Raw genomic sequence first — 25,870 nt, 5'->3', positions numbered from 1 at the left:
CGTCGTTCCCGATCAACGACCTGCAGCGAGAGCCCGCAGTGAATGCCGGAGCATCGCATAGATCGCAACCGGATTGGTTGTCAGATAGCGCTTGGCCAGCCGACGCGGCTCGAGGATCATGCGATACAGCCACTCAAGGCCCATCCTCTGCATCCATTGGGGCGCGCGGCTCTTGCTTCCGGCCAGGAAGTCGAACAGGCCGCCGGAGGTCTTGATCAAACCGACATTGTGCAGTCTGTTGATGTTACGAACGACGAATTGCTGCTCCAGCGGCACGCCGAACCCGATCCAGAGAATATCCGGAGCGGCCGCATTGATTGCCTCGACGACCGCCTCTTCCTCGGCACGGTCGAAGTAGCCGTTGCGCCGCCCGGCGAAACCAAGCCCAGGGTAGGCGTTGGAGATATTCTCGACCGCTCGGGCATTCACCTCTTCGCTGGCACCGAGGAAATAGAAGCTGACACCGGCCTTCGCGGCGCGCTCGGCGACGGCATGCACGAGATCGGTGGTGGCAACACGCTCCGGCAAGGGTTCGGTGGAAGAAAGCCTGGAAAACAGCACCACCGACATGCCGTCGGCATGGATCTGGTCGGCCTGACGTGTCATCGAGCGAAAATTGGCATCGTGCTCGCACAGCGCGATGACATGACCGTTTGCGGAGGTGGAGTAGAAAGGACGCCCGCCGGCGCCCCTTCGCTCGAGCGCCAAGCGAATAAAGGCGTCCGCAGACTCCTCCATGCCGGCCCGCACGATCGGCAGGCTTCCAAGCCGGTTCGTGGGCCATTCATTCATCGAATAGCTGAGACGCGCTGACGCACTACTATGCCTTGCCATTCACGCACCTTCGAAACAGGCATCAGTTTAAGCCCGATCATTAGCTGTTTCGGCGGAAGGTCGCTGTAAAACCTCGCGCTATAGTTAATCCCGCTCCGCACGTGATGGTCGCAGGCGCCCTCCATGAAGACACGCCAGGCATCGAACCTAAAATTGTAAGCCGACCTTTACGAAAAGACGGTATCACCGCGATGTGGCGGCCCGCCCATTCAGAAGGTTCGATATGCTGAAACGTCGCTATCTCGCACTCGTCTCCGACGCCTCCCAGACCTGCGGTGTCGAGGAATTTGCACGGCAGACGGTGTTACGCCTTGCTGAGCGGGCTGATCAGCATGTGCTTGACGACGAAATACGCCGGCTCACGTCATCGCTTGCTGATGTGGACGCCGTCATCGTCAACTTTCCCGTTGTGGCCTGGAAGAAGAAGCTCACGCAGCCGATCGCGGCGGCACTTACGACCCGGCTGCATCGCAAACAGCTTGTCGTGGTACTGCACGAGTGGGACGCTCTGGACTGGAAGCGCCGCCTGGTGTTGGCTCCGGTGGTGATGCTCGCAACACAGATCTTGTTTTCAGCGCCTGAGGTGGCTGCCGAGTTTGCCAGAAGTCCACTGTCTGCCCTGTCAACCAGCCGGCGCGGGGTCATTCCCATCCCGCCGAATCTTGCTCTGCCGACTGTGCTGCATGACGGCTTGGTTGCCCGCACACTCGAGGAGCAGCGCAAGGCAGGGCGGCTCATCCTTGGGCAGTTCGGCTCGATCTATCCCAAGAAGCAATCGACGGCGGTTCTGGAGATTGCCGCGCGCCTGCTGGCACTCGGTCACGACGTCGGCGTCGTGTTCGTCGGATCGTTCATCCGCGGCACCGATAACGTGGAGCGCGATTTTTATGCGCTCGCAGACAAGCTTGGCATTTCGGGTCGGGTCACTGTAACCGGCTATGTTGCCAATGCAGAGGAACTCTTCGGCATCTTCAAGCACGTTGACGTGTTTTGCTATCTCTTCTCCGAGGGGCTGACAGCGCGTCGGGCAAGCGTGCTTGCGGCAAGCTTTTCGGGAAAGCCCCTCGTCGTCAACGCGCCGCGACAGCCTGACGCCGTCGCCCATCATGGGCTGTTTCGCAAGCTGATAGACGGCGGCGCGATACGTCTGGTCGACACACAAGCCGACGCAAATGCTATGGCCGCTGCCGCGTTGGAAGCGAGCCAAAGCCCTGTCGTATCGATTGACGCGAAAGCGGAAGTCGACGCCTTGTGGAATGCCGTCATCGACGCACTTGATGGCGAGAAGGTCATGCATTTGTGCGGTCCCGGCGCCGCGACGGACGCCGGGAATGGGAACAATGGCGCGCGATGATCGTTCTTTTCATCAGCGGCAGATGGGTTGCCGCCCGATGAAAGGACGTGATTAGAGATGGAAATGACGGAGGGCCGCCGGCTTGCGGAGGAATATCTGCGGCTCGGCGGGAAGAGACGCGTCAAGATCGACGATAACCAGCAGACGGTTCGCGCATGGGAGGCGGATCCGCCTGCCGCCGAGCAGTTCTGGCATGATCGCGTAGAGGGTTTGGAAGCACGCCGCCGGAAGGAAGTTGAGTTCTTCCTGCCGTCGATCAACTCCCCGTAACCGGGGAGAAGATGTGAAAGACGCCCTCATTTGCTGGCCCGGATGCTGGGCCCGGACAATCGAGCCTGGCCTGGGTTAAACGTGTTGCGCGATGTCAGCGATGGCCACAATCCAAGTAGATCCGCTTCCATCTGCGCGCTCAGCGCGCAAGCCATCCGCCATCCACCGGCAGCACCGTCCCGTGGACATAGTCCGAGGCCTTTGACGCCAGAAACACGGCGGCACCTCCAAGATCTGCCGGATCTCCCCAGCGCCGTGCGGGAATGCGGGCAAGGATGCCGGCGCTGCGCTCAAGATCCTCGCGAAGTGCCACGGTATTGTTCGTGACGACATAGCCAGGGGCGATGGCGTTGACGTTGATGCCTTTGCCCGCCCACTCACAAGCCAGCAGGCGCGTCAATCCGGCTAGCCCGCTTTTTGCCGCCGTATAGGATGGAATGCGAATTCCGCCTTGGAACGACAGCAACGAGGCAATGTTGATGATCTTGCCGTTCCCTCTTTCCAGCATGTGCCGGGCAGCAGCCTGCGACAGGAAGAAGACGGTCTTCAGATTGACGTCCATGACTGCATCCCAGTCGGCTTCCGTGAAATCGATAGCGTCGGCACGCCGGATGATCCCGGCATTGTTGACGAGAATATCGAGCCTGCCGAATGTCGCCACTGTTTCGTCGACAATGGCCTTGACCGGTTCGATCGAACCAAGGTCTGCCTTGATCGCGTGAAACCGTGCACCAAGGGTTTGGACAGTCGCCTGCGTCTCGTCCATGGACGAGCGACCGACAGCGACAATCGAGGCGCCGGCACCTGCCAGCGCCACGGCAATGGCCTGACCGATGCCGGTGTTCGCGCCGGTGACGACGGCGACCTGCTCGGAAAGATCGAACATGGTCATAGGCACCTCATTTGAGGAATTCGGCGCGATGTGGCGTGAACGTATCGATCAGCCGACCCTTGGCAAGAGCCCTGACCCCGTGGACCAGGTCGGAAGGAACGATGAAGCTTCCTCCCTGGTGAAGCGTTTCGGTCCTGCCGTCGATCGTCACCTCGAAGCTGCCTTCCGCAACATAGCTTGCCTGGATGTGCGGATGAGAATGCAGAGCGCCGACGGCGTCCTTTTCGAAGACGACCTCGACCATCATCATTTCAGGCAGATAGGCCATGATGCGACGAGTGACGCCCGGCTCCGGGTTCTTCCACTCGGCACCGTTGCCCGATACGAAAAGATCACTCGCTGTCATACAGCCTCCTCACTTCAGATCTTCGATGGCGACGAGATCGACGTCGGTATAGTCGACATTATCGCCGGCCATTGCCCAGATGAATGTATAGTTCGATGTACCAACACCGGAATGGATCGACCAACCCGGTGACAGAATGGCCTCCTCATTCGCCACGATGAGGTGGCGCGTCTCGTCGGGCTCTCCCATCAGATGCACGACGCGGGCCCTGTCCGGCAGATCGAAATAGAGATAGGCCTCCATCCGCCGGTCGTGAACATGGCAGGGCATGGTGTTCCAGACGGAGCCCGCCGCAAGCGTCGTCATACCGACGACGAGCTGACAGGTCTTTGCGCCTTCGGGGTGAATGAATTGAAAGATCGAACGCTCGTTGCTCGTCGCCTGCGCACCGACATCGAGACGCTTGGCATCGGCGATGCCAATATGCCTGGTCGGGTGGCGCATATGGGCTGGCGCGCTCAGCAGATAGTATTTCGCCGGCTGTTCCGCGCAGGCAGACTCGAACGTGACCGAGGTGCCGAGCCCGGCATACACCATGTCGCGCGTCCCGACCAAGAAGCGCTCGCCATCGACCACGACGGCGCCGGCACCGCCAATGTTGACCGCGATCAGCTCGCGGCGCGCCAGAAGCGCGTCTGTTCCTGCCGGTTTGATCGTTTCCAATGCGAGCGCTTGCGAAGTCGGCATGGCACCGCCGACAATCATGCGGTCGTAGTTGGTGTAGTGAAGCTGGATGCGCCCAGCCACAAATAGCGGCGGCAGCAAGAAATTCTCGCGAAGTTCGCCAGTTCCAAAGCCGGCTGCGGTCTTCGGATCAATCGCGAAACGATTGGTGTCGTCGGTGTGACTCATGATGCCTCCCAGAGCCTTCAGCTGAAGTCATCATACATATTGATCACACTTCGGCAACACATCGTTCTCCATTCATCGGCCAACACATCATCCACATTCACCGACTGCAAAAAAATATTCAACATTTCCAATTCGATAGATCAAGACCCCTGTTGTCATCATATTTGTATGATGATTTCGAGAATTGTTGCCTTTTTGCGCCGTTGGCGATATGGTTAAGCACCCTTCACGGAGACGACGATACTCTTGAACTCCATCCCTCCTCAGGTCGATCTCACTGCATCCCGACGGCAGAAGCTCTCCGAACGGATTGCCGCTTCCCTTCGCCAGGACTTCCTTTCAGGCCAGGTCTCCCTTGGCCAGAAGTTGCCGACAGAGACCCAGCTCGCCGGGACCTTCGATGTCAGCAGGACCGTCATTCGCGAGGCAGTCGCAGCCCTGGTGGCCGATGGATTGCTGGAAACCAGGCAGGGGGCAGGTATTTTCGTGATCGGCCATCAGACGTCCGGTCCGATCAAAATTCAGGACAGATCAAGCAACATATCGCACGCATTGAACGTGCTCGAAGTTCGCATCGCGCTTGAAACTGAAAGTGCAGCACTGGCCGCAACCCGCAGAAATGCGTCACAGGAAGCGCAAATCCAGGAGCGCTTTTTCGAATTCGATCGCCTCCTGCAGCTTGGCGAACCGACCGGCCAGGCTGACTTTGCTTTCCACCGATCCGTTGCCGAGGCGACCAACAACCCTTTCTATGTCGAGGTTCTCGATGCACTCGGCGCGCGCACCATCCCGTGCGACGTAACGTCACCCTATGCAGCGGAAGACGTGCTCTCTTTCAGCTATCAGGCCGGACTACAGCGAGAACATCTTGCAATCCTCAATGCAATTTCTGCAGGCGACGCTGCTGGCGCGCGCGATGCCATGCGCGCTCATCTGTCGGCAAGCCAGGAACGATATCGCGAACGCCTGCGGGATCGGCGAACGCGATACCAAAGCGATATCGAAGCGACCTAACGGATAAAGACGCTCGAATGGCTCGGATTGACTGATGTCATCGTCCTCCTGGCCGGGCTCCGTTCCATTAAATGTGCCAATCGCTGCTCGCGCTGGCTGTGGTGGCGGCGTCCACCGGAGCGTCGCCAAGGGCATATGCCCTGATATAGTCGATATGCATTTCCGAACCATTCGCCAAGCCGTTCAACGGCGTTCCGGCGGAGCCGCCGACGGCAAGGTTGACCAGCATATACATGGGGTCGTGCATGTCCGCGGGCGTATCAGTTTGTGCCACTGCGACGTCATCGAAGTACCATGTGACATGATCTTCGTCCCACAGGACGCCATAATTGTGGAATCCGTCGGTGCTCGGCACCTTGACGGGAAAGGACGTCATCGTATGCGCTCCGTTATGGTCGCTGTGTACCGTGACATTGACCGTGTTGGGGTCCTGCCCGCGCATCTCAACAACATCGAGTTCAGGCGGCCAGGACCCGTCCTCCGGAAGCAGCCAGAACGCCGGCCAGACGCCCTGCTCTGAAGGCATATCGGCGCGGATTTCGAAATAGCCATAGGTCTGGGCAAAGGAGGAATGGGTGTTCAGAAGTCCTGATGTGTAGTCGTAGCCGTCGATCTGCGCCTGGATTGCCTGCGAGGCAGGTTCGGCCGAGATCGTCAGCACGCCATTGTTCACCGAGAACGGATTTGCCGCTGCCGTCGGCGCGTAGGACGGATTGATGTACCACTGCAGCTCGCCGTTTCCGGTCAATGAGCTACCGCGTTCCGGAGCCCACCAGAACTTCGCATCCCATGTGCCCTGATCTCCGCTTCGCAGAGACAGGCTGTTGAACTCGTCATCGAAGGTCAACGCCAGATGTGAGCGGTCGAGCGTCAACTGGAATTGGCTGGCCTGCAGATCGGAGGCATCGGTATTGGCAAAAACGAGGCTCTCGCCACCGCCGAGATCGAGCCGCAGATTGGCGCCCTCCTGCGTGGTATGAGCTAGAACCTGTTGGAAGGACGAAAGCCCATAGCTGTTCAGCCGCACGGTATCGTCGCTGCTGAAATCAACGATCAGATCGCTGCCGTTGCCCCGGGAGAAGATGAATGTATCGGCCCCACCTCCGCCGATCAGCACGTCGTTGCCCGCGGCGCCATCGAGCGTCTGGCTGCCCGAGGCTCCGGAGATGATGTTGTCCTGCGCATTGCCGAAAGCATAGCGCCCGTTGCCGGTGACGGTCAGGTTCTCGAAATTCTCAGGCAGCGTGTAGCTCATCCAGGTGTTGATCGTGTCGATCCCTGCTCCAGGCGCCTCCGCCGCGCGATTTATGCTGGAATAGAGATAATAGATGTCATCGCCAGTGCCGCCGTGCATGGTCACATTGACGGAACTGTCACCCCATATTGAATCGTTGCCGGAGGTTCCGTTCAGCACTGGGCCGGAACCGGTCGCGGAAAACCATGCAGTCGAGGCGACACTGTAGTACAGCGGTTGGCCGACGGCGTTTTGTATCGACTTTGCCATTATCAACTCCTTCGGGTTTTGATAGGTCTCAAGGGTCTTGCTCCTCCCATGGCTGCAACTATTCCTCCCGAAATGCACGGGCCAGCTGGTCCGTGAACGGCTTTGCGAGATAACCGAGTGCTGTGCGCTCGCCGGTCTCGATAAAGGCTTCGACGGGCATTCCAGCAACCGGTGCCAACGCGCCAAGCCTCTGCCATTCGGTTTCAGGCACTGCGACCCGAAGCGTGTAATAGGATTGACCGGAATGTGTGTCCGTCGTCAGGTCAGCGGAGATGGACGCAACGCGTCCCCTCAGTTCCGGCGTCGTCCTGTAACTGAACGCGGAGAACCGCAGGCTGACATCCTTGCCAACAGCGACCTGGTCGACATCCTGAGGCGACAGCTTCAGTTCGGGCGTGAGCACATCGTGATCAGGCACGATCTGCATGATGGCCTCGCCGGGCGAAATCACGGCCCCCGCTGCATGGACGGCGAGCTGGTGAACGATACCGTCTTGCGGCGCTCTGAGGTCGACGTGTCGCAGCTCATCTTCTATCGCAATGCGGCGCTCGGCATATTCGCCGCTATCGCCCTCGGCCTGTCTGAGCTGCTCGGATACCTCACTTTTATGATCGTCCCCCACCTGGATAATCTGCAGCTCTGTTTCGGCGATCTTGCCCTTGCTTTCGGCTGTCGAGGCAACGAGGCTGCCGAGCTCTCCCGTCAAATCGGCCGCATCACGCTGCAAGGCGTAGACCCGTGTTGCCGGAATGGCTCCCTGTCGAAGCAGCGGCTCAAGGCTTGCGAGTTCCTTGTCGATGATGCCGATCGCTCGGCGTTTGCCGTCCTGCTGGGCCGCCAGACCTTCGGCCTGCTGTTCGAGCTGGCGTACGCGCTCGCGCAGTTGCGCCGTGCGTCCGCGAAGCGATGCGCGGCGGTCATCGAACAATCGCTGCTCGGCGCTCACGAGGGCGGCAGCCTGAGCGGCATCGTTGCCGCTGACGACCGCCGGAAAAGCGATGGTATCATGGCCGTCGCGCTCTGCTGCAAGCCTGGCGGATCGCGCCGCAAGCTCTCTTAGCCGTCGCGATATGATCGCAAGGTTCGCCTTCGTCTGCGTGTCATCGAGATGGACGAGGATCTGGCCAGCCGTGACGCGATCACCGTTGCGGACGAAGACCTGCCCCACGGTACCGCCCTTCTGGTGCTGCACCGGCTTGACATAGCTGTCGACGACAAGTGTTCCCTGCGCGATGACTGCGCCGTTTATGCGGATCGCCGAGGCAAGCCCGCCAAGCACGCCGACAAGGAGGATGCCGGTTGCCAGAGCGAGCAAGGTGAGGCGGCGGATTGCCCGTTCTGTCGATGTCACGGCTGCTCTGATCATGACGACATCTCCCCGCCGGCACGCAGCAGTCGGACGAAGGAGCCGGTGGCAGCGGCTGGCTTTGGCCCGGTCCTTAAAACATCGCCCTTGGCACCGAACGCCTTGGCGCGGCCACCTTCGAGTACCAGCACCTTGTCGACGCCAGACAGCACACTTGACCGGTGGGCAATGACGAGCACCACCCCCTGGCGCGATCGAACACCATCGATCGCCTGCGCCAGCGCCAATTCGCCCTCGACGTCGAGATTGGAATTCGGCTCATCCAGCACGACGAGGAACGGATCGGCGTAGAGTGCCCTTGCCAACCCGATGCGCTGCCGCTGGCCTGCGGACAGGGCCCTGCCCTGCTCGCCGATCCGTGTATCGAACCCTTCAGCGAAGCCGACGATCATGTCGTAGACACCCGCGGCTTTAGCGGCAGCGATGATCAGCGCCGAAGAGGCCTCGGGGTCGAAGCGGGCGATGTTTTCGGCAATCGTCCCGTCGAACAACGAGACGTCCTGCGGCAGGTAACCGATATGGCGGCCGCGCGCCTCCGGCGCCCATTGGGACAGCGACGCACCGTCCAGCCTGATATCTCCGCCAAAGGCTGGCCATAGCCCCACGATAGCGCGCGCCAGCGAAGACTTGCCCGAGGCGCTTGGGCCGACGACACCAACTGCCTCGCCCGCTCTCATCTCGAAAGACAGTCCGCGAATGATCGGCATTTTCGAGCCTGGCGCCCCGAGATGCAGGTTTTCCACCGTCAGTGATTGTCGCGGCGCCGGCAGCGCGACGTCGTGGCGCGTGTCTTCCGTGAGCCGGACGTCCCGGTCGAGCCGCGACCAGGCCTGTCGCGCTGCTGCAAATCCTCGCCAGTGTGCGATGGCAAGCTCGATCGGTGCGAGAGCGCGGCTGACGAGAATGGAGCTGGCAATCATGATGCCGCCGGTGGCTTCCTGGCGAATGACCAATATCGCACCAACCGCCAGCACCGCGGACTGCAGCAGCATGCGCGCGGACCGCGATAGCGTCGACAGCGAGTTGACGAGAGTGGCCGTGCGCAAGTGACTGTCGAGGTGGCGCTGGTTGATCTCAGCCCATCGCGCCGAAAGCATTGCCGCAAAGCCCATTGCGACGACGACTTCCGAATTGCGCCTCGCTGTTTCGGCAAATGCCATCCGTTCTTGAAGGATCGCGACCGTCTGTCTTGTCGGTTCGCGCGACCTGAGCTCGGCAAGCAACGCCAGCCCCGTCAATATCAGGGCGCCAGCTGTGGCCGTTAAGCCAATCCAGCTGTGAAAAAGGAAACACAGCGCAAGATAGAACGGCATCCAGGGCAGATCGAACAATGCCGACGGACCCGGGCCGGACAGGAAGCCACGCACTGTGTCAATATCACGGATTGTCTGCAGCCCATCTCCCGGCGAGGGCTTGCGCGATGCCGACAAGGCGACGGAAAGAAAAGCACGCCCTGAGAAACGCTCGTCAACAGCCCGTCCGACCCGACCGAGCAGCAGCGACCGCGTTAGATCAAGCAGCCACTGGAAGGCGAAGAGAGCAACAACGATGACGGCCAAACCGAAAAGCGTCGGCAGGCTGCGGCTCGGAATGACACGGTCATAGACCTGAAGCATGAAGAACGAACCAGTGAGCGCAAGCACGTTGACGAGGCAACTGGTCACGCCAAGACCCAGAGCGGCGACGCGCAATGACGAAAAAAGGCCAAGCAGAGGTCGCGGCTGTGGAAGGGATTTGACTTCAGACAACTGGGCTCCTTGTGGTCTTAGCGCAGGCGCACCGTTGCCGAAGCGCCGGTGGCCCGAGACATCGAGATAGTTTGCCTAGACTGAGCCAAAAGGGATTGGATGACGACTGCAAAGGGTGGCATCTGTTCCATTGAGCACTAACACACCAAACCAAGCGTTAAGCGCGAAGTCGTAGTCCAGTTACGTCGTCAAACGACTGTCTTCATTCGAGCGCGACAGCGCGATTGCCGGCCAATCTACTAATACGGATGAGCGCATTTCAGGAATTATAAAAAATGCTGGTTGCATTTGCGCTTGGATTTGCGTTTCAGTCTGCGACCTCAAAGGCAGCGCAAGTCTCGTCGAGCGCGGTCCCGTTCATTTGATCTGCGCCGTGCAGCTGATCGGCAAGGAAGAGGCGCTAGCACCGAATGATTGGACAAGTTCCCAGCATTGGATCAAGTATCGCGCTGTATCCCGAAATCTTTGACCAGCAAACGCGCCGCAGGCGTATGGCTAAGAACTTTGCTCAACGCCCGGAGCCGACAATTGGCATCGCTTTGTGAGGTTAGCGAACATCACGCCCTCCAAATGACCGAAACGCGGAAAAGCACTTGAGTATGGCTCCACCGTCAGAACCACGGGTGCCACAATGCCGCCATAGATTTCGAGGCTATCTTTCTTGCAAAACAAGCGGATAGCGGAAATGAAATTCCTGGCTCTATTTGCTACAGCGCTTTTGCTTATCGTCTTTCAGGCGCAGGCTCAGATTTACGGACCGTATGACGACTACGGCGACTACGACTATTATGACCCGTATGGACCATATGGACCGCCGCCGATTTACGACGAGCCAATGCCAGAACGCCAACCACGGATGAGGAGTGGAAGGGGGACAATTGTCATCGCCACGCGGGAGCACACGCTCGTTTATACGACGCCCTGGGGTCAGCAGCTGGCCTATCCGATTGCTGTCGGGCGCGCCGGGAAACGATGGTACGGCACCACACACGTCACGTCGAAGCGCAAGCATCCTGAGTGGCGACCAACGGCTGGCATGCGCCATAAGAATCCCAAGCTGCCGGCCGTCGTGAAGCCGGGCCCGTCCAACCCACTTGGTACGCGGGCCATTTATCTTGCCGACGGCCTATTGCGCATCCATGGCACCAATGATCCCTCTTCTATTGGCACCAATGCATCGAGCGGTTGCTTTCGCATGTACCGAGAGGATGTCGAGGAACTCTACGACATGGTCGGACCGGGAACGCGTGTGATCATCCGGCGGTGACTCGAGGGCAAGGACACCCCTGATCCCTCAAGGTCCAGGACAGCCGCTTTTGGAGCTCGATTGGCAAAGCAAAACCCAGCAAAGCGATCCCGCCGTTGCACGCAACGCGCCAACCTCAATCCGGCGTTTTGTCATCAAAGCTTCATCGTTCTCCACCCTCGCTCCTCGAAGGTTTTCAGGCCTGATCGTCCATCAGAAGCCGTTCCAAACCGACCGGGTCATCCGTCGTGATCTGGTCAGCTTTCAGCTCCAATAGGCGTTTGACACCCGGTAAGGCAGACGGCACGGCCGAGTTGATGGTATAGGCGTCGACGACCCGTCCGGCCTCGTGAAACGCGCCAATCAGGTCATAGCCTGCCTGATCGGCACAGAGCACCAAACGGCGATCGAGATAGATCATCTGCGCGCGTGGCACTGCGCGCAACGTACCGGCAACAAAGCCCGCGAAATCGCGGGTTTCCATCAGCCGCTCCATGGCGCCATCGTGGCACGGGTCGTAGCCGATTGCCATCTCGGGCACAGCCTGCGAGAGCCGCTCGACGGCAGCCGAGTCGCCGCCTGAAAGAATAACCGAACCCACAACAGGGGAAATGGCAGCCGCGAATGCGGCGATGTCTTCGTCGGAAATGGCATCTGCGTTTTCTTTCAGGTCAAGCTGCAGGCCAGCTCTGGGATGTCGGCTGATTTGACCGAGCAGTTGCGCAAGATCCTCAAGCATCATCACCTTGTGCCCACTCGGCGCCCCGAAAGGGTCGCGAAGATAAAGACCTCGCAAATAGGCCTCGGATGCCTCGCGAACCGGACCGGAACCGGTTGTCGCGGCATCAAGCATCTCATCATGCAGTACAGCGAAGCCGTCACCGGCAAAGCGCACGAGATCGATCTCCACGCTGGCGCCGAGTTCCATGCCATCGACGATACGTTCGCCCGTGAAGGAAATGTCGCCGGCAAAGCGGTGTCCTCGGTGCCACTTCAGCCAGGTGCGATGCCCGGCGCTTTCAATCGCAATTCCGCGGTCCTCAAGCATGCCCAAACACCCGATTGTTCTGTCGTGCCGCTATCGCACCGGACTCGTGAATGAGCCGGTTGTCCCAGAACGCCCTGAAGGCAGAGGCTACCGGCTCCACTGACGCGCCCTTCGCCAAGGCGCTGTTGCTTGATGTCATTGCTTTCACCCTCGTTGCGTCGGCAAGATCAACCTCGACGATCGTATGGGTACCAAAATCGATGCTGCGATGAACGATGCCGCCACCCATCCCCTTCGCCGCGACAAGCGACAGCGCTTCCGGTCGAACGGCAAGCACCACGTCCCCGTCTGCGACCGGAACGGAAAGCGCAAAGGCTGCATGCCGGCTGACACCACCCCTCACAGTCGTTCGAATGAAGTTCATCGAGCCGATGAAGCCGGCGACGAATTCGATCTCTGGCTCGCCGTAGATGCGATCGCGCGGCGCGATCTGTTCGGTGCAGCCATCGCGCATCACGACGATCCGGTCGTCGAGCGCCAGCGCTTCATCGACGTAGCACTCTGACGGATGGCGTTTAGAAATTGTCATTCAGCGCACTGTCTTGCCTTGCCCGTTTTGGCGATCGTGCGCTCTCAAGGGACTTTCCTTCTTGGTCGGTTTCGGGATCGCCCACGTGAAAGAGCTGATCTACCAAGCCGAATACCCAAAGCATGGCGGCATAGACGGCGATGCTCGTGGATGCCTTCCCTTTTTCAGCAGCAGACACCACATGTCTGTCGGCGCCAATTTTGTCGGCCACCTCCTGCAACGTCATATTCCTCCGAATACGCGCGGTTCTTAGATTTGCGCCGAGCGTCGTCAACGATTGCTCAACGGCATAAGGCGGAGCCATGGTCACCGTGCTTCTACGGGTCATGGTGCATTAATCCTCCCTTATCCGACCTAATGGTAATTAAAAGCACCATAGCACTTCCTCAAACACTGTCATGGTAGTTTAAAGCGCCTCTATCTCGTTTAATGGTGACGTTATCTACCATCGCGCTTCTGAAAATCTTTGACCATATCAGGTGCCAACTCCGCAGCCGAAAATGAACGCCCTCTGGGAAGATCGTTGATTTGCACGGAGAACGTCCTTGACTAGATGCTCTCTCCTTTGAGTGACGTTGCAGCAAACATCACTTTGGCACACTGCGATGCCGTCGGGAGGTGGCGTCCACTCCATTGGTTCTCAATGCAAATCAACAGTCAGCAGGCCTAGACGTGCGATTCCGAGATTTCGTCTGGCTCGGCCTCGGCCAACATGCCGCGATAGATTCCGGGAATGGATCCCTCGATTGGCACGGCACCGACGCTCCGGCGGTAGAAATCCATGGGTCCAGCACCCCCGATGACGCCATAAGCGTAGCCCTGCGCATACATGTCGAGGAGCGTCGTCAGGAGTAACGCATGGCCCGCACCTTGGCCGCGGGCTGCGCTATCGACGCCAGTTGGCCCGAAGAAGCCCTTTGCCGTCGCCTCGTGGCAGGCAAAACCGATCAGCGTGCCATTCTGGATGGCGACGAAGCATGTCGGCGGCTGCCGCATGACGGCAGCCGTGGCCTCGGACGACCATCCGACACCGAAGCGCGGGGTAATCCAGTCGGTCAAGGCCTTCAGCTCCGGCGGCAGAACGCGACGGATGGTGATGCCTTGGCGTTCCATTCTCGCATCAAGGGCGGCGTCCGGCTTGAGATCGTAGAGCTTGACGAGCATATCCATGATTTCGTTCCTTTCGATCTTCAGCCCTTGACGGCACCGGCGGTCAGCCCGGCGACGATGCGCCGCTGGAAAACGAGCACGACTGCGATCAGCGGCAGTGTCACGGTGACGGACGCTGCCATGATCTGTCCAAAAGGATATTCATAACGGTTGGTGCCCGCGATTAAGCCGATCGCCACCGGCACCGTGCGGTTTTCGTCCGTCAAGGTAAACGTGAGGGCAAAGAGGAATTCATTCCAGGCGAGGATAAAGGCGAGGATGCCGGTACTTGCGAGCGACGGTCCCATCAGTGGAAGCAATATCTTCAGAAGAATGCGCAGATGCGAGCAGCCGTCGACTATCGCTGCCTCCTCCAGTTCGCGTGGAAACTCGCGGATAAAGGTGGTGAGGATCCAGGTCGTAAACGGCACGGTCGACAGCAAATATGTCAGCACGAGCGCGCTTGGCCGGTTGAAGAGCCCGAGCCAGTTGATGAGCTCGAACATCCCCGAAAGCACGACCACCTGGGGAAAGATCGAGATCATCAAGATGACCATCAGCACCGCCCGGCGCTGCGGGAAGTCGATCCGCCCGAGCGCGTAGGCCGCGCTGACGCCAATCACCAGAGACAGGAAGGTCGTCGCAACCGCCACATAGGCGGAATTCAGCAGCGAACTCATAAAGACCGGATTGTCGATCAACTGCCGATAATAGGTGAAATCGAGTGCCGGCAGGAGAACGGACCGGTAAAGCGCTGCCCCCTGCTTCGTCGATGAAACGAAGGCCCAGTAATAGGGAAACAGCGTGTAGATGAGGACAAGGAACAGCGCGAATATCTGCAAACCGCGCAGTACGCGGCGCCGCAGCCTGTAATAGGCGCTGGATTTGCGGACCGGGAGGGGAAGCGCCAGATCGGTCATTGTCAATGCCCCGCCGCCTTATCGAGCCGCAATGCACCGATGATGATGATCGCCACCAGAGCCACCAGCAGGAAGACCCAAGTCGAGGCAGACGAGCCGACTCCGAGTTCCTGGAAGCTGATCAGCCGGTCGCGGGCATAGATGGATACTGTCATGACCTTTTCGTTGCTGCCGGCAAGCACATAGGAAAGGTCGAACATGCGTAACGCATCGAGTGTGCGAAACAGGACCGCAACACCGATCGCAGGCCTCAGCATCGGAAGGGTGATGGACCAGAATCGCTTCCAGGCTGGAATGCCATCAACTTCGGCGGCCTCGAAGATCTCCTGGGAAATCATCTGCAGACCCGCGAGGATCAGCAGCACCATGAACGGGGTCGTCATCCAAACGTCGATAAAGATCACCACCCCCATAATAAGCGAACTGCTCGCCGTCCAGGCCACACCATGATCTATGAAGCCAAGTGCCACCAGGATCTTGTTGATGACGCCGAACTGGTCATTCAGCATCCATTCCCAGATTCTGGTAGCAACGACCACAGGGATGGCCCAGGGCACCAGGATCGCGGCGCGGGCAAGTCCACGGCCGGGGATGGCCTCGTTGATCAGGAGCGCGATCGCAAGGCCCAGCACCGTCTCGATCGCAACCGAAACAACGGTGAAGATCAGTGTATTCCTGACGGCGAGCCACCAGCTGTGGTCGTTGAAGACCTCGATGAAATTGTCGAGGCCGACCATTGAATAGACGCTGGGATCGTCGAGATAAGCGTCGGTAAAGGCAAAGAAGAATGTCCGTCCAAGCGGCCAAACGGCAACCACCAGCATGGCGATGATGACTGGCAAAAGGAAGAGCCAGGCGGCACGGTGATCGCGGCGGGCGAGGCGCGCGCTCATCGTATCGCTCTCCTAAACCCTGGCGGTTCCGCCATCTGGCCAAGTCGCCTACCGTCGGCGGCAAAGAGAAATACCGCCTGATCATCGAAGGAAAGCGCGACCGGCTGGCCGATTGTCTCCGCAGCCGGAGCTGCCGCGAGGCGGATGACCCAGAGCGCCTCACCGGCGATCCGGCAATAGGCGAAGTGTTCGTGACCGAGGTCCTCGACGCGTTCGAGCACGCAGTCGAGACGGCCCTTTCCGGTTGGCACGATGCGCACGGCCTCCGGCCGGACGCCGATCTCGGCAATCGGTTCTCCATCGCCAGCCTTCGGCGACAGCGACAGGCCGCCTTGACCGATGACGCTTGCGCTATTGTCGCCTGTCTGCGTCGCGATCGGGAGAAAGTTCATGCGAGGGCTGCCGATAAAGCCGGCGACGAAACGATTGTCGGGCCGATGATAGAGCTCCGAGGGCGTGCCGATCTGCTCGATCCGGCCATGATTGAGGACGACGATCCGGTCGGCAAGCGTCATCGCCTCGGCTTGGTCGTGCGTGACATAGATCATCGTCGTCTGGAGATCGCCATGCAGCTTGGCGATCTCCATCCGCATTTCCATTCTGAGGTCCGCATCCAGATTGGAAAGCGGCTCGTCGAAGAGAAAGATATCGGGCTGCCGGACCAGCGCCCGGCCGATGGCGACGCGTTGGCGCTGGCCTCCCGACAACTCCCGCGGTCGCCGATCAAGAAGATGGTCGACCTTCAGCATGCGGGCGACCGATTGCACCTTCTGCGCAATTGCGTCGCGGCGGATGCCCATCGTTTCCAGCGCAAAGCCGATATTCCGGGCGACGCTCATATGTGGGTAGAGCGCATAGGATTGAAAGACAAAGGCAACGCCACGCTTCGAGGCTGGGACGTCGGTTACGTCGTCGCCGCCAATCCTGACCGTTCCAGAGGATGCGGAGATCAGCCCCGCCACGATGCGAAGGAGCGTTGACTTCCCGCATCCGGATGGGCCGACGAAGACGATGAACTCGCCATCGTCGATCTTCAGATCCACATTATGAATGACACTCTGTGTTCCGAAACTCTTCGAAACAGACTCCATCGAAACCGATGCCATTTTTCACCTTGGCTTGCGCATAGGGGCACGGCCGGCGCAGCGCCGGCAGCGAAAAACGAGGGAGCTTTGAGGTCGCAGCCCCCTCGCCTTGCCATCAGCGGCTCTCTTTGAGCTTTTCCAGGCGCTTTGACAGCGACGCAAAGCCCTCCTTCGGGTCGCCGCTGCCCGATAGCATGTCGTGGGTGGAGCGATAGAAGGCTTGTGAGACGCGGTTGTAACTGGTTCCGGTGTAGCCTGACGGACGTACGGCGCTATCGGCAAAAGCCTGCTGGTTGTCCTTCAGGAAGGGGATCTTTTCCAATACGTCCGGGTCACTGTAGAGCGACTGGATGGAGGGGTTGAGGGTAGCCTCGACGGCGCGCATCTTCTGCATGTCCGTACCGGTGATGAAGTTCACGAAGTCGGCTGCGACTTGCGGCTTGGCGCTGTATTTCGAGACGCCGTAATACATCGGCCCGAGGCAGCCGCTGGACTTCTGCCCCTCCTTGCCGACCGGAAGCGGCATGACACCGACCTTGTCGATGACCGAGCTGCCTTCCTTGTGGGAGGTGCCCCAGACATAGGGCCAGTTGCGGTGAAATACGGCATCGCCGGATTCGAAGACGGCGCGTGATGCCTCTTCGTCATAGTTCAACACGCCTTCCGGGCTGATCGAACCGATCCATCCCTTCGCCTTTTCGATGGCTTCGGCGGCCTGCGGGTTGTCGATCGTCACCTTGCCGTCATCGGCGATAATGGTCCCACCGCCATTCGATGCGATCAGCTCGATTGCATCGCAGGTCAGGCCTTCATAGCTCTTCGCCTGCCAGGCATAGCCCCACATCTTGTCATTGCCGGCAGCCCGCTCCTTTTCCTGAACTTCCTTTGCCGTGGCGGCAAGCTCGTCCCAGGTCTTCGGCGGCTGCTTGCCGTATTTCTCCAGAAGGTCCTTGCGATAGAACATCAGGCCGACGTCCATATAAGCGGGCATGGCGACGAGATTGCCGTCGAGCTTTGCGGCATTCAACGTCGAGGCGAAATGCTTGTCCTGGTCGGCCTGCGGGACCATCGATTTCAGATCCAGGAGGTTCGCCTTGAACATCCCGAGCCAGATTACGTCGAGGAACAGAACGTCGATGTCCTTCGACTTTGCCGCCAGCAGTTGCTGATAGATCGGGATCGCATCGTCCAGCAGAGCCGGCATCTTGTTGATCTTCGCTTCATTGCCGGTCTTCGCCTTCCAGGCGTCGGCGACCTTGGTGCAAAGTTCGAATTCAGTGGGTGCGCAGAAGACGGAGATGGTTTCCGCATGTGCCGCACCAGCCCACAGGCCGGCATAGACTGCAGCCGCAGCGAGGCATTTCTTCAACATGAGCTGTTCCTTGTCTTTATCACACTTGCATTGTGGGGAACTCTGTGGCTCCTGAACCCAATAGGACTGGTTATGACCAGTCATGTCAACTGGACTCTGCTTCGATTGCAAGCAAAGATGCAAAGTCGGATAAATCAGTGTCGAGGCGGAGAGCGTAGCGTGACGACGCGTCAGCGGGAAAGAGCGACGGAAAGGCATGCGGCAATTGATCGGGCCGACCCTCGCCCGCTCCACCAGCAGGTCTATGAAGATCTGCTGGCATCGATCCGCGATGGGAAAGTGCCGTTACGCGGCAAGCTGCCGTCAGAGCGCGAACTCGTTTCGCTTTACGATGTCAGTCGCATCACCGTGCGGCATGCCGTTCGCGAGCTGATACGCCAGGGCATTGTTCGCAGCCAGCCGGGCAAGGGCTTGTATGTGGCGGAAAATGGCAAAGGATTTGAACTCGAGGTTCTGCGAAGCTTTACGAGTACGGCGCTAGCAAGTGGCCGTGTGCCAGGACATCGCCTTCTCAGGCTGGAAGTGGTGAAAGCATCCCTCGAGATCAGTCGGCCGCTGTTTCTTGCGCCAGCATCAAATGTGATCGTGCTGTCTCGTCTGCGCTTGTTGGACGGCGTGCCGGTCGTCCTGCAGACCGACTGGGTACCGGCTTCCCGCGCGCCGGGCTTGACAGACCTGGACTGGTCGGTCGCAAACCGTTCGCTTTATGCCGAATTGCGAGAAATCTACGGGATCCAGCCTCGGCGTGGACAAACGACGTTGAGCGCGCGTTTGGCGAGTGAAAGTGAAGCTGAGATGCTGGAGCTTCCTCGGCCGGCCGCCGTACTCACTGTCGACCAGATCGCCTTCGACGAGCGCGACCGGCCAATCAACATGACGGCACTTGTCCATCATCCCGACCGTTACCCACTGACGCTGCTGCAGTCGGCGACGGGCGACTTCCGCGAATATTAACAGGGGCTATCGATGCGTGTCCGGCGCTGACTATGACGCGGCCGCAGCAAGGAACGACGCAGAAAACCGGGGCCAGTGGCTGCAAAGTCAAGCGAGCCTCTCGATTTCCAAAGCAAGCTGCCGCGAGATGGCAGGTTATGTCAGGGAGGAGGACCGCCCGGCAAGACTGGAGAAGTCGGCACACTCTTGAAGGAGCGGGGCCGGACGGTTGTCTTTGAAACTTGAAGCCGGCCTCTTTGTTCCGTCTATCTAAAAAGAGTTTAAAAACGGCCCGTTCGATGTCGAAAACGCCGCTCAAACGCAGGTCGACGAACTATTTTCTCGGAATACCGCGCGCAGGAACGTTGCCGGGTCGGCGCACACTCCTGTTTAAGAAAACGTGGGAATTCATTGTTTTTGCTGATGAGCGCTTTCAGCTAGTGCAGCGACACATAGTGGCATTTGCGATGGCTTCAAGCTCGGTGATCCTCACCAGAAGAGCCGCAGCTTAGACGCGGCGGGCGAGACCGTCGGAAGGGTGAGGAAGAGACAGACTATCGCCCCAGGATTGCAGATAATCCTTAAAAAAATCGATTGGAACTTCAAGCGTTTCCTCTCGTTTCCTGTTCGCGGAGGTGAAGCGCCATGCCCGTCGGTTCACGCGAATGGATCAACGAACACGATCATCGTGCGGCGTCCGATCTCCTCAAGGCCGTCAAGATCGCCTTCAAGGCCCACTCTGGACAAACCGACAAGGCAGGTGAGCCGTATTTTTCCCATTGCAAGCGCGTTGCCGACGCTGTCGAAGGAGATGACGAACGCATTGTCAGCTTCCTGCATGATGTTGTGGAAAAAGGAGACGGTTGGCCCCTCGAGCGACTGGCACAGGCTGGCTTCAGCACAGAAATTGTTCAAGCCGTCGATGCGCTGACACGACGCCCCGAAGAGACAGATCAAGAATTTGTCACGCGCGCTGCCGAAAACAGGCTTGCGCGTTCCATCAAGGTTGCCGACCTCAGAGACAATCTCGCGCAGGCCCAAAAGGTGGGTGCCGACACTTCCAAGTATGAGGAAGGTCTTCAAATCATCGAGATCATGGAGGCGGATCCGAACGTCGCCGGAACAGGTCGTTCCTGAACGAGTTCCTTCGTCATAACATGGAGGAATTCCCCATGATCGAACAAACCAACCCCGCACCCCGGTGCAACCCAGAGCAGAAGCAAGCCGATCAGCGCGACCGTTCGCCAGATCCTTTTCGAGCCCTTTCCGGTCTCGATTGCGATTGGCACGGTATCAATGTGACGCACGGATCCGCAGGAGACTGAAAAGGTAAAGGCTGGATCCCTCTCGCAAAGGCGCTGGCGGTCACTGGCGTTTCCACTCGTTTATGCCGTCCGCAGTCGGTCGTGCGGATCGGCGAGCGTTTATCCGGGCCATCGCTCTCTCGAACCGTTGATCCAAGAAAGCTTGATCGTCCCGAACCTCCATTCATCAGACTCTGGCTTTGAGGTCGTGAGACGTCGCCTGGCGGCCCAAAGTTCGCCCTATGATCAGGACGAGAAGCGCAGCTGCGGCCAGGCAGACAGCGAGGAAAAACATCGGCGCGATTGTGCTACCCGTTGCGTCTTTGATCCAGGGCACGACGTTCTGCGCTACGAACCCTCCGAGATTCCCCACCGAGTTGATAGCAGCCAATCCCGCTGCTGCTCCCGCCCCGCGAAGGAAGCGCGACGGCAGGCTCCAAAACACTGGCTGCCCAGCAAAGATTCCGGCTGCCGCCAAACATAGAAGCAGAAATTGCACGACATGGTTCGGGATAACTGCGGACAGCAAAAGGCACACGGCGCCCACAAGTGCCGGGATGACAATATAGGGCGTCTTCGATGCTGCACGGTCAGCTGCGGATGGCACGACATAAAGAGCAATGGCGACCAGAACCCAAGGAATGATATTTAGGAGGCCATTTGTCGTGTTGCTGACGCCAAAGCCCTTTACAATGGTTGGGAGCCAGTAGCTCAGACCATAGGCTGCGAGGGGAAACCCGACGTAGCAGAGCGACATCAACAACACATGCGGATTGATCAGCGCCTTGAATCCGTCGCCAGCAGACGCCTCCATGCCGGAATTCTCTCGTGCGAGACGATCTTTCAGCCAAGCCTGTTCCTCAGCCGTGAGGAACTTCGCGTCCGCGGGTCTGTCGGCCAAGTAAAATAGAGTGACAACGCCTGCGATGACCGCCGGTATTCCCGTTGCGATGAAGACCCATTGCCATCCCGCAATCCCGTACAGTCCGTCCAGATCCAGCAGCACCCCTCCCAAAGGAGCGCCAACTGCATTGGCGATCGCACTGAAGATCATAAACAATCCGACCATTGTGCCGCGATAGGCAGAGGGGTACCAAAGCGTCAGAAGATAAAGCACGCCGGGAAAGAAGCCGGCCTCACAGGCGCCCAGCAAGAAGCGAAGAATGTAGAACATCGTAGCGTTCTGCGTATAGGCGAGCGCGATCGTGACCGCGCCCCAGGAAATGAGAATGCGGGCAAACCACTTGCTGGCGCCAAATTTGTCGAGAAGCAGATTGCTCGGGACCTCAAATATGAAATATCCGACGAAGAATAGAGAAGCCCCCAGCCCATAGGCGTATTCGTGCGCGGCGACAAACAAGGTGAGACTCAGCGTCAATCAGGATGAGACTCGGCGGCGGGGGTGTGACGAAGGGAGGGCGTAGCCCGACTGGAGTTACACCCCCGCCGCGGCGCAATTTTTCGGCGTCTCATGATCGCGGTTGGCCCGGTAGCGTCGGTGATTTTCTGAGAATGGAGAATCACCTTTGTGCCGGGTCGCCATGTAACCGATCATCAGACGAGGCTTTTTATGAAGTACCGACAAAACAACCCCATTGAGGTCGCTGCCGCCAAGGCGTCGATCAGCCGGGCGACGGCTTACCGCATCGAGAAGGATGCGCGTCTTCCATCGCAGACCAAGCCGCCGCGCGACCGGCGTCGCCCCGATCCCCTTGAGCACATCTTCGACGCCGAGGTTGTTCCGCTCCTCAAGGCCGCGCCCGGCATCCGAGCGGTCGCCGTTTACAACGAGATGCTGCGGCGTCATCCAGAGCTGTCAGAAGGTGTTCGCCGTACGATTGAGCGTCGTATCCGATCATGGCGGGCTGTTCACGGTCAGGAGCAGGAAGTGATCTTCCGTCAGATGCACGAACCCGGTCGGTTAGGACTGTCGGATTTTACCGACATGGGCAGCCTCGGCGTGACGATCGCCGGCCAATCGCTCGATCATCTGCTTTATCACTTCCGGCTGGTCTGGTCGGGCTTCGAGCATGCCCATGTCATCCTGGGTGGAGAGAGCTTCGTCGCTCTGGCCGAGGGGCTGCAGAACGCCCTGTGGTCGGTTGGCGGTTCGCCGCTCTATCATCGCAGCGACAGCTTATCGGCCGCCTTCCGCAACCTCGATGCCGACGCCAAGGTCGATCTGACGCATCGCTACGACGAACTGTGCGCCCATTATCGCATGACGCCGACGCGCAACAACAAGGGCGTCGCGCACGAGAACGGCTCGATCGAAAGTTCCCACGGCCATCTCAAGAATGCGATCCGCGATGCTCTGCTGATGCGCGGAACCAGGGACTTTGGCGACCTCGGATCCTATCGCGCCTTCATCGATGAGATCGTCAGCCGCCGCAATGCCGCACATGGCAAGCGCATCGATGCCGAGCGCACGCATCTGCAAGCTCTTCCCGATCGTCGCACCACCGACTTCGAAGAGGTCATCGTCACCGTATCGAGCACCGGCGGCTTCGCCTTGCGCAAGGTCTTCTACACCGTGCCTTCCCGTCTGATTGGCCACCGGCTGCGGGTGCGTCTGTTCGACGATCGCCTCGACGTCTTCATCGGCGGCACGCATCTGCTGACATTACCCCGAGGCCGCGCCCACGCGAGTGGCAAGCACGATCAAGTCGTCAACTATCATCACGTCATTCATTCCCTGCGCAAAAAGCCGATGGCGCTTTTGGGGCTCGTCTATCGCGACAAGCTCTTCCCCAGGCCGGAATATCGCAGGACTTTCGACGCGCTCATCGAGCAACTGCCCGAGCGGCAGGCTTGCAAGATCACCGTGGAACTGCTTGCCTTGGCTCACGATCGCAGTTGCGAGCGTGAACTGGCCGAGGAGCTTGCCAAAACGCTCGACGCCCACAAACTGCCTGATCTGGCGGCTTTGAGAGCGGTCTTCAGCCCGGACCCGGATCAGTTGCCGATCGTTCATGTGCAACTCGCGTCGCTCAATGGTTATGAAGCCCTGATCGGCACGGCCTATGCGGGAGAGGTCGCATGAAGAGCAACATCCACACAGTCGATGAAGCCCGCCTCGGCATCATGCTCAACGAACTGAGGCTGCCGACGATCAAGACGTTCTGGCACCAATTTGCCGAGCAGGCCGATCGGGAAGGATGGCCTGCTGCCCGTTTCCTCTCGGCCATCGCCGAGCATGAATTGGCCGAACGCGCCCATCGCAGGATCGAAAGACACCTCGCCGAGGCCCACCTGCCACCCGGAAAGACGCTCGACAGCTTCGCCTTCGACGCTGTTCCCATGGTCTCCAAGGCCCAGGTCATGGCGATTGCAGCCGGCGATAGCTGGCTCGCCAAAGGCGCCAATATCCTGATGTTCGGTCCGCCCGGCGGCGGAAAGAGCCATCTCGCCGCAGCCGTCGGCCTCGCGCTAATCGAGAACGGCTGGCGCGTGCTCTTCACCCGCACGACCGATCTCGTCCAGAAGCTTCAGGTCGCGCGGAGGGAGCTTCAGCTCGAAGCCGCCATCGCAAAGCTCGACAAGTTCGATCTTCTCATCCTCGACGACCTGGCCTACGTCACCAAGGACCAGGCCGAAACGAGCGTGCTCTTCGAACTCATCTCCGCAAGATATGAGCGGCGTTCCATCATGATCACCGCCAATCAGCCCTTCGGAGAATGGAACCGCGTCTTTCCAGACCCGGCCATGACGCTTGCCGCGGTGGACCGACTTGTCCATCACGCAACAATCTTCGAGATGAATGTCGAAAGCTACCGGCGGCGTTCGGCCATGGAAGCCAAACGCCAGCGCGGCAGACCCGCCTCATTCGCGACAATCAAAAGCTCTTCCCAGCTTGTCGCGGAGCGGCAATCAGAACACGATGAAACTCTTGCCAGCGACAATCAACATGATAACTTCGCTCCAACCGCGACATAAGAATCTCATCCAGATTGTCGCTCGCGTCTCATCCTGATCGTCGCGCTATACGTATTCGGTCATTCCAAGCGCCCCGACCATATCAAGCTTGGCGAAGCTCACATTCTGGCGGTCGATGTAGGCGATCAAATATAAAACGCCGAGAAACGGCATGAGCCGCCAGGTGATTTTCGAAATAAGTTGTTTCTCCACAATCACGCAGTTTTCTCCCTTTCCAAAGAGCGACATAGCCAAGATAGAGCGCTGGCGCGTATATCAACCAAAAAGCGTGGGGAGTTGGCGCGACAATCCGATACGCAGGCGCTCCTATACCAAAGGACGGCGTTGCGTGACGGCGCGGCTTCGGAGGCGAAGCCGGCATTCCAGAGCTGATTGGGATGATCGTTTGTCTTGGATGACCGGCCGCGACCCGATCGGATCACGGTTTGAGCCAGCTGTTTTGCGACGTATCTGGTTCTCCGGCGCCATGTTTGACACGGGGGGTGCCGTTCTCGCCTGTTTGCTACCAGCGCTTCCTTGGGTTCGCCACGAATCTGCACGCGATGCTAGTTCTGTAGGATGTGCCGTCGTGTGAGCTCCGCAAACAGCGCTCCGTCCCTGTTTTCGATCGCATCGATCATCATGTGATGCTCCCGCCCGGATTGCTCAACGCGTGCGCGCGTTCGCCATTGCGAGACCGGGGCCGAAGAGGTCCGCTGGCGGATCTCCGTTACGAGGTCGACCAGCTCAAAATTGCCGCTCAGCATCAGCAGCTGACGATGGAAGGCAAGATTTGCCTCATAGAGTTCCAACATCGTTCCGTTCAGCGTCGCCTCATCGAAATGTTCCGCAAGTTTGCGAAGGGCACGGACATCATCTGCGGATGCATTTTGAACGATCCTTCCGGCAACCGCGGTTTCGAGAATAACGCGGATCTCGCTAACTTCTCTCGCCCGGCGTCCGTCTGGCTCATAGACATGATAACCACGGTTTGGCACATGCTCGACCAGCCGCTTTTGAGCGAGGCGGTCGAGTGCGCGACGCACGTCTGGGCGGGTACAGTTGTAACGTCGCTCCAGATCAACCTGCTTCAACCACGTTCCCGGCATCAACGCCCCCGCCAGAATGTCCTGGAGAATAAGGTCTGTCACGTCACGAACGGCTGAAGGCTCTACTCTCGAATCCAAGATGGCATCTGCCATTCAAAATCCCCTGTTCTTTCCTGACCGATAGCACGGCAAATCGAATTTCTGTAGGCGCCGAGACACCTAAGACCTGACGAAAATTATTCGAGCA

The 25,870-nt window shown here is 59.0% G+C and carries 24 protein-coding genes and 2 pseudogenes; 8 read left to right on the top strand and 18 right to left on the bottom strand.

What is annotated here, in order from left to right; all coding sequences use genetic code 11:
* Positions 1 to 12: 12 nt before the first annotated feature.
* Positions 13 to 792 (bottom strand): WecB/TagA/CpsF family glycosyltransferase, encoded by a 780-nt coding sequence (locus tag WGT02_RS27100; RefSeq protein WP_024317408.1) that lies wholly within the window; start codon positions 790 to 792, stop codon positions 13 to 15.
* A 265-nt stretch (positions 793 to 1,057) separates the two neighbouring features.
* On the opposite strand from WGT02_RS27100, the gene WGT02_RS27095 reads away from it, so the two are divergent.
* Both WGT02_RS27095 and WGT02_RS27090 read left to right on the top strand, forming a co-directional pair.
* The gene (locus WGT02_RS27095; protein WP_024317409.1) at positions 1,058 to 2,188 is read left to right on the top strand and encodes a glycosyltransferase; all 1,131 of its coding nucleotides are present in this window, start codon (positions 1,058 to 1,060) and stop codon (positions 2,186 to 2,188) included.
* Between the two features lie 57 nt (positions 2,189 to 2,245).
* Positions 2,246 to 2,458 carry a hypothetical protein gene (locus WGT02_RS27090; RefSeq protein ID WP_024317410.1) on the top strand — a complete coding sequence of 71 codons (213 nt, stop codon included), beginning with the start codon at positions 2,246 to 2,248 and terminating at the stop codon, positions 2,456 to 2,458.
* Between the two features lie 139 nt (positions 2,459 to 2,597).
* Here WGT02_RS27090 and kduD read toward each other — a convergent pair whose 3' ends face one another.
* The 3 genes from kduD to kduI are packed head-to-tail and all read right to left on the bottom strand — an operon-like array spanning position 2,598 to position 4,548.
* Positions 2,598 to 3,350: a 2-dehydro-3-deoxy-D-gluconate 5-dehydrogenase KduD gene (gene kduD / locus WGT02_RS27085; RefSeq protein ID WP_024317411.1), complete on the bottom strand. Its 753-nt coding sequence runs from the start codon at positions 3,348 to 3,350 to the stop codon at positions 2,598 to 2,600.
* 7 nt (positions 3,351 to 3,357) lie between these two features.
* On the bottom strand, positions 3,358 to 3,696 hold the full coding sequence (locus WGT02_RS27080; RefSeq protein WP_024317412.1) for a cupin domain-containing protein: 339 nt from the start codon (positions 3,694 to 3,696) through the stop codon (positions 3,358 to 3,360).
* 9 nt (positions 3,697 to 3,705) lie between these two features.
* Positions 3,706 to 4,548 (bottom strand): 5-dehydro-4-deoxy-D-glucuronate isomerase, encoded by an 843-nt coding sequence (gene kduI / locus WGT02_RS27075; protein ID WP_024317413.1) that lies wholly within the window; start codon positions 4,546 to 4,548, stop codon positions 3,706 to 3,708.
* Positions 4,549 to 4,794: 246 nt separating this feature from the next.
* On the opposite strand from kduI, the gene WGT02_RS27070 reads away from it, so the two are divergent.
* A complete protein-coding gene (locus WGT02_RS27070) occupies positions 4,795 to 5,562 on the top strand; it encodes a FadR/GntR family transcriptional regulator (RefSeq protein ID WP_024317414.1) in 768 nt (255 codons plus the stop codon).
* A gap of 67 nt (positions 5,563 to 5,629) precedes the next feature.
* On the opposite strand, the gene WGT02_RS27065 is transcribed toward WGT02_RS27070, so the two are convergent.
* From WGT02_RS27065 to WGT02_RS27055, 3 genes are read right to left on the bottom strand one after another with little or no spacing between them, the layout of a single operon-like run.
* Entirely contained in the window at positions 5,630 to 7,066 is a 1,437-nt protein-coding gene (locus WGT02_RS27065; protein ID WP_208247543.1) for a family 16 glycosylhydrolase, read from the bottom strand.
* A 58-nt stretch (positions 7,067 to 7,124) separates the two neighbouring features.
* Complete coding sequence (locus WGT02_RS27060) at positions 7,125 to 8,432, bottom strand: HlyD family type I secretion periplasmic adaptor subunit (protein WP_024317416.1); 1,308 nt, start codon at positions 8,430 to 8,432, stop codon at positions 7,125 to 7,127.
* Positions 8,429 to 10,180 carry a type I secretion system permease/ATPase gene (locus tag WGT02_RS27055; RefSeq protein WP_024317417.1) on the bottom strand — a complete coding sequence of 584 codons (1,752 nt, stop codon included), beginning with the start codon at positions 10,178 to 10,180 and terminating at the stop codon, positions 8,429 to 8,431. The genes WGT02_RS27060 and WGT02_RS27055 overlap by 4 nt, the downstream gene beginning before the upstream one ends.
* Before the next feature lie 685 nt (positions 10,181 to 10,865).
* On the opposite strand from WGT02_RS27055, the gene WGT02_RS27050 reads away from it, so the two are divergent.
* Positions 10,866 to 11,447, top strand: coding sequence for a L,D-transpeptidase (locus WGT02_RS27050; protein ID WP_208247541.1), 582 nt, complete (start codon positions 10,866 to 10,868; stop codon positions 11,445 to 11,447).
* A gap of 175 nt (positions 11,448 to 11,622) precedes the next feature.
* On the opposite strand, the gene WGT02_RS27045 is transcribed toward WGT02_RS27050, so the two are convergent.
* The 8 genes from WGT02_RS27045 to WGT02_RS27010 form a co-directional block, all read right to left on the bottom strand.
* Entirely contained in the window at positions 11,623 to 12,474 is an 852-nt protein-coding gene (locus WGT02_RS27045) for a glycerophosphodiester phosphodiesterase family protein (RefSeq protein ID WP_040680971.1), read from the bottom strand.
* Positions 12,467 to 13,003, bottom strand: a complete 537-nt coding sequence (locus WGT02_RS27040) for a TOBE domain-containing protein (protein ID WP_024318581.1) — start codon at positions 13,001 to 13,003, stop codon at positions 12,467 to 12,469. Before WGT02_RS27040 ends, WGT02_RS27045 begins: the two co-directional genes overlap by 8 nt.
* The gene (locus WGT02_RS27035; protein WP_208247539.1) at positions 12,990 to 13,331 is read right to left on the bottom strand and encodes a helix-turn-helix transcriptional regulator; all 342 of its coding nucleotides are present in this window, start codon (positions 13,329 to 13,331) and stop codon (positions 12,990 to 12,992) included. Before WGT02_RS27035 ends, WGT02_RS27040 begins: the two co-directional genes overlap by 14 nt.
* Positions 13,332 to 13,669: 338 nt before the next feature.
* Positions 13,670 to 14,173, bottom strand: coding sequence for a GNAT family N-acetyltransferase (locus WGT02_RS27030; RefSeq protein WP_024318579.1), 504 nt, complete (start codon positions 14,171 to 14,173; stop codon positions 13,670 to 13,672).
* Positions 14,174 to 14,193: 20 nt separating this feature from the next.
* Positions 14,194 to 15,072, bottom strand: coding sequence for a carbohydrate ABC transporter permease (locus WGT02_RS27025; RefSeq protein WP_024318578.1), 879 nt, complete (start codon positions 15,070 to 15,072; stop codon positions 14,194 to 14,196).
* Between the two features lie 2 nt (positions 15,073 to 15,074).
* The gene (locus WGT02_RS27020; protein ID WP_024318577.1) at positions 15,075 to 15,965 is read right to left on the bottom strand and encodes a carbohydrate ABC transporter permease; all 891 of its coding nucleotides are present in this window, start codon (positions 15,963 to 15,965) and stop codon (positions 15,075 to 15,077) included.
* The gene (locus WGT02_RS27015; RefSeq protein WP_208247537.1) at positions 15,962 to 17,071 is read right to left on the bottom strand and encodes an ABC transporter ATP-binding protein; all 1,110 of its coding nucleotides are present in this window, start codon (positions 17,069 to 17,071) and stop codon (positions 15,962 to 15,964) included. Before WGT02_RS27015 ends, WGT02_RS27020 begins: the two co-directional genes overlap by 4 nt.
* Positions 17,072 to 17,165: 94 nt before the next feature.
* A complete protein-coding gene (locus WGT02_RS27010) occupies positions 17,166 to 18,422 on the bottom strand; it encodes an ABC transporter substrate-binding protein (RefSeq protein ID WP_208247535.1) in 1,257 nt (418 codons plus the stop codon).
* A gap of 159 nt (positions 18,423 to 18,581) precedes the next feature.
* Here WGT02_RS27010 and WGT02_RS27005 point away from each other — a divergent pair, with 159 nt between their 5' ends.
* Together WGT02_RS27005 and WGT02_RS27000 are read left to right on the top strand one after the other, a co-directional pair.
* A complete protein-coding gene (locus tag WGT02_RS27005) occupies positions 18,582 to 19,376 on the top strand; it encodes a GntR family transcriptional regulator (protein WP_225040094.1) in 795 nt (264 codons plus the stop codon).
* Between the two features lie 624 nt (positions 19,377 to 20,000).
* A complete protein-coding gene (locus tag WGT02_RS27000) occupies positions 20,001 to 20,492 on the top strand; it encodes an HD domain-containing protein (RefSeq protein ID WP_208247532.1) in 492 nt (163 codons plus the stop codon).
* A gap of 354 nt (positions 20,493 to 20,846) precedes the next feature.
* On the opposite strand, the pseudogene WGT02_RS26995 reads toward WGT02_RS27000, so the two are convergent.
* Positions 20,847 to 22,013, bottom strand: a pseudogene (locus tag WGT02_RS26995) (MFS transporter); the annotation flags it as partial.
* A 216-nt stretch (positions 22,014 to 22,229) separates the two neighbouring features.
* Between WGT02_RS26995 and istA the strand changes: the two are divergent.
* Both istA and istB read left to right on the top strand, forming a co-directional pair.
* Complete coding sequence (gene istA, locus WGT02_RS26990; RefSeq protein ID WP_208245170.1) at positions 22,230 to 23,702, top strand: IS21 family transposase; 1,473 nt, start codon at positions 22,230 to 22,232, stop codon at positions 23,700 to 23,702.
* Entirely contained in the window at positions 23,699 to 24,595 is an 897-nt protein-coding gene (gene istB / locus WGT02_RS26985; RefSeq protein WP_208245168.1) for an IS21-like element helper ATPase IstB, read from the top strand. Before istA ends, istB begins: the two co-directional genes overlap by 4 nt.
* A 51-nt stretch (positions 24,596 to 24,646) precedes the next feature.
* Here the strand turns inward: istB and WGT02_RS26980 are convergent.
* Positions 24,647 to 24,793, bottom strand: a pseudogene (locus tag WGT02_RS26980) (MFS transporter); the annotation flags it as partial.
* Between the two features lie 347 nt (positions 24,794 to 25,140).
* Positions 25,141 to 25,776, bottom strand: coding sequence for a GntR family transcriptional regulator (locus tag WGT02_RS26975; RefSeq protein WP_024318571.1), 636 nt, complete (start codon positions 25,774 to 25,776; stop codon positions 25,141 to 25,143).
* Positions 25,777 to 25,870: the final 94 nt, after the last annotated feature.

This window comes from Rhizobium sp. T1470, assembly GCF_042140505.1.
GTDB classification, from domain to species: Bacteria; Pseudomonadota; Alphaproteobacteria; order Rhizobiales; family Rhizobiaceae; genus Rhizobium; species Rhizobium favelukesii.
The sequence above is the reverse complement of the archived record's forward strand: the minus strand, read 5'-3'. Positions and strand labels throughout refer to the sequence as shown.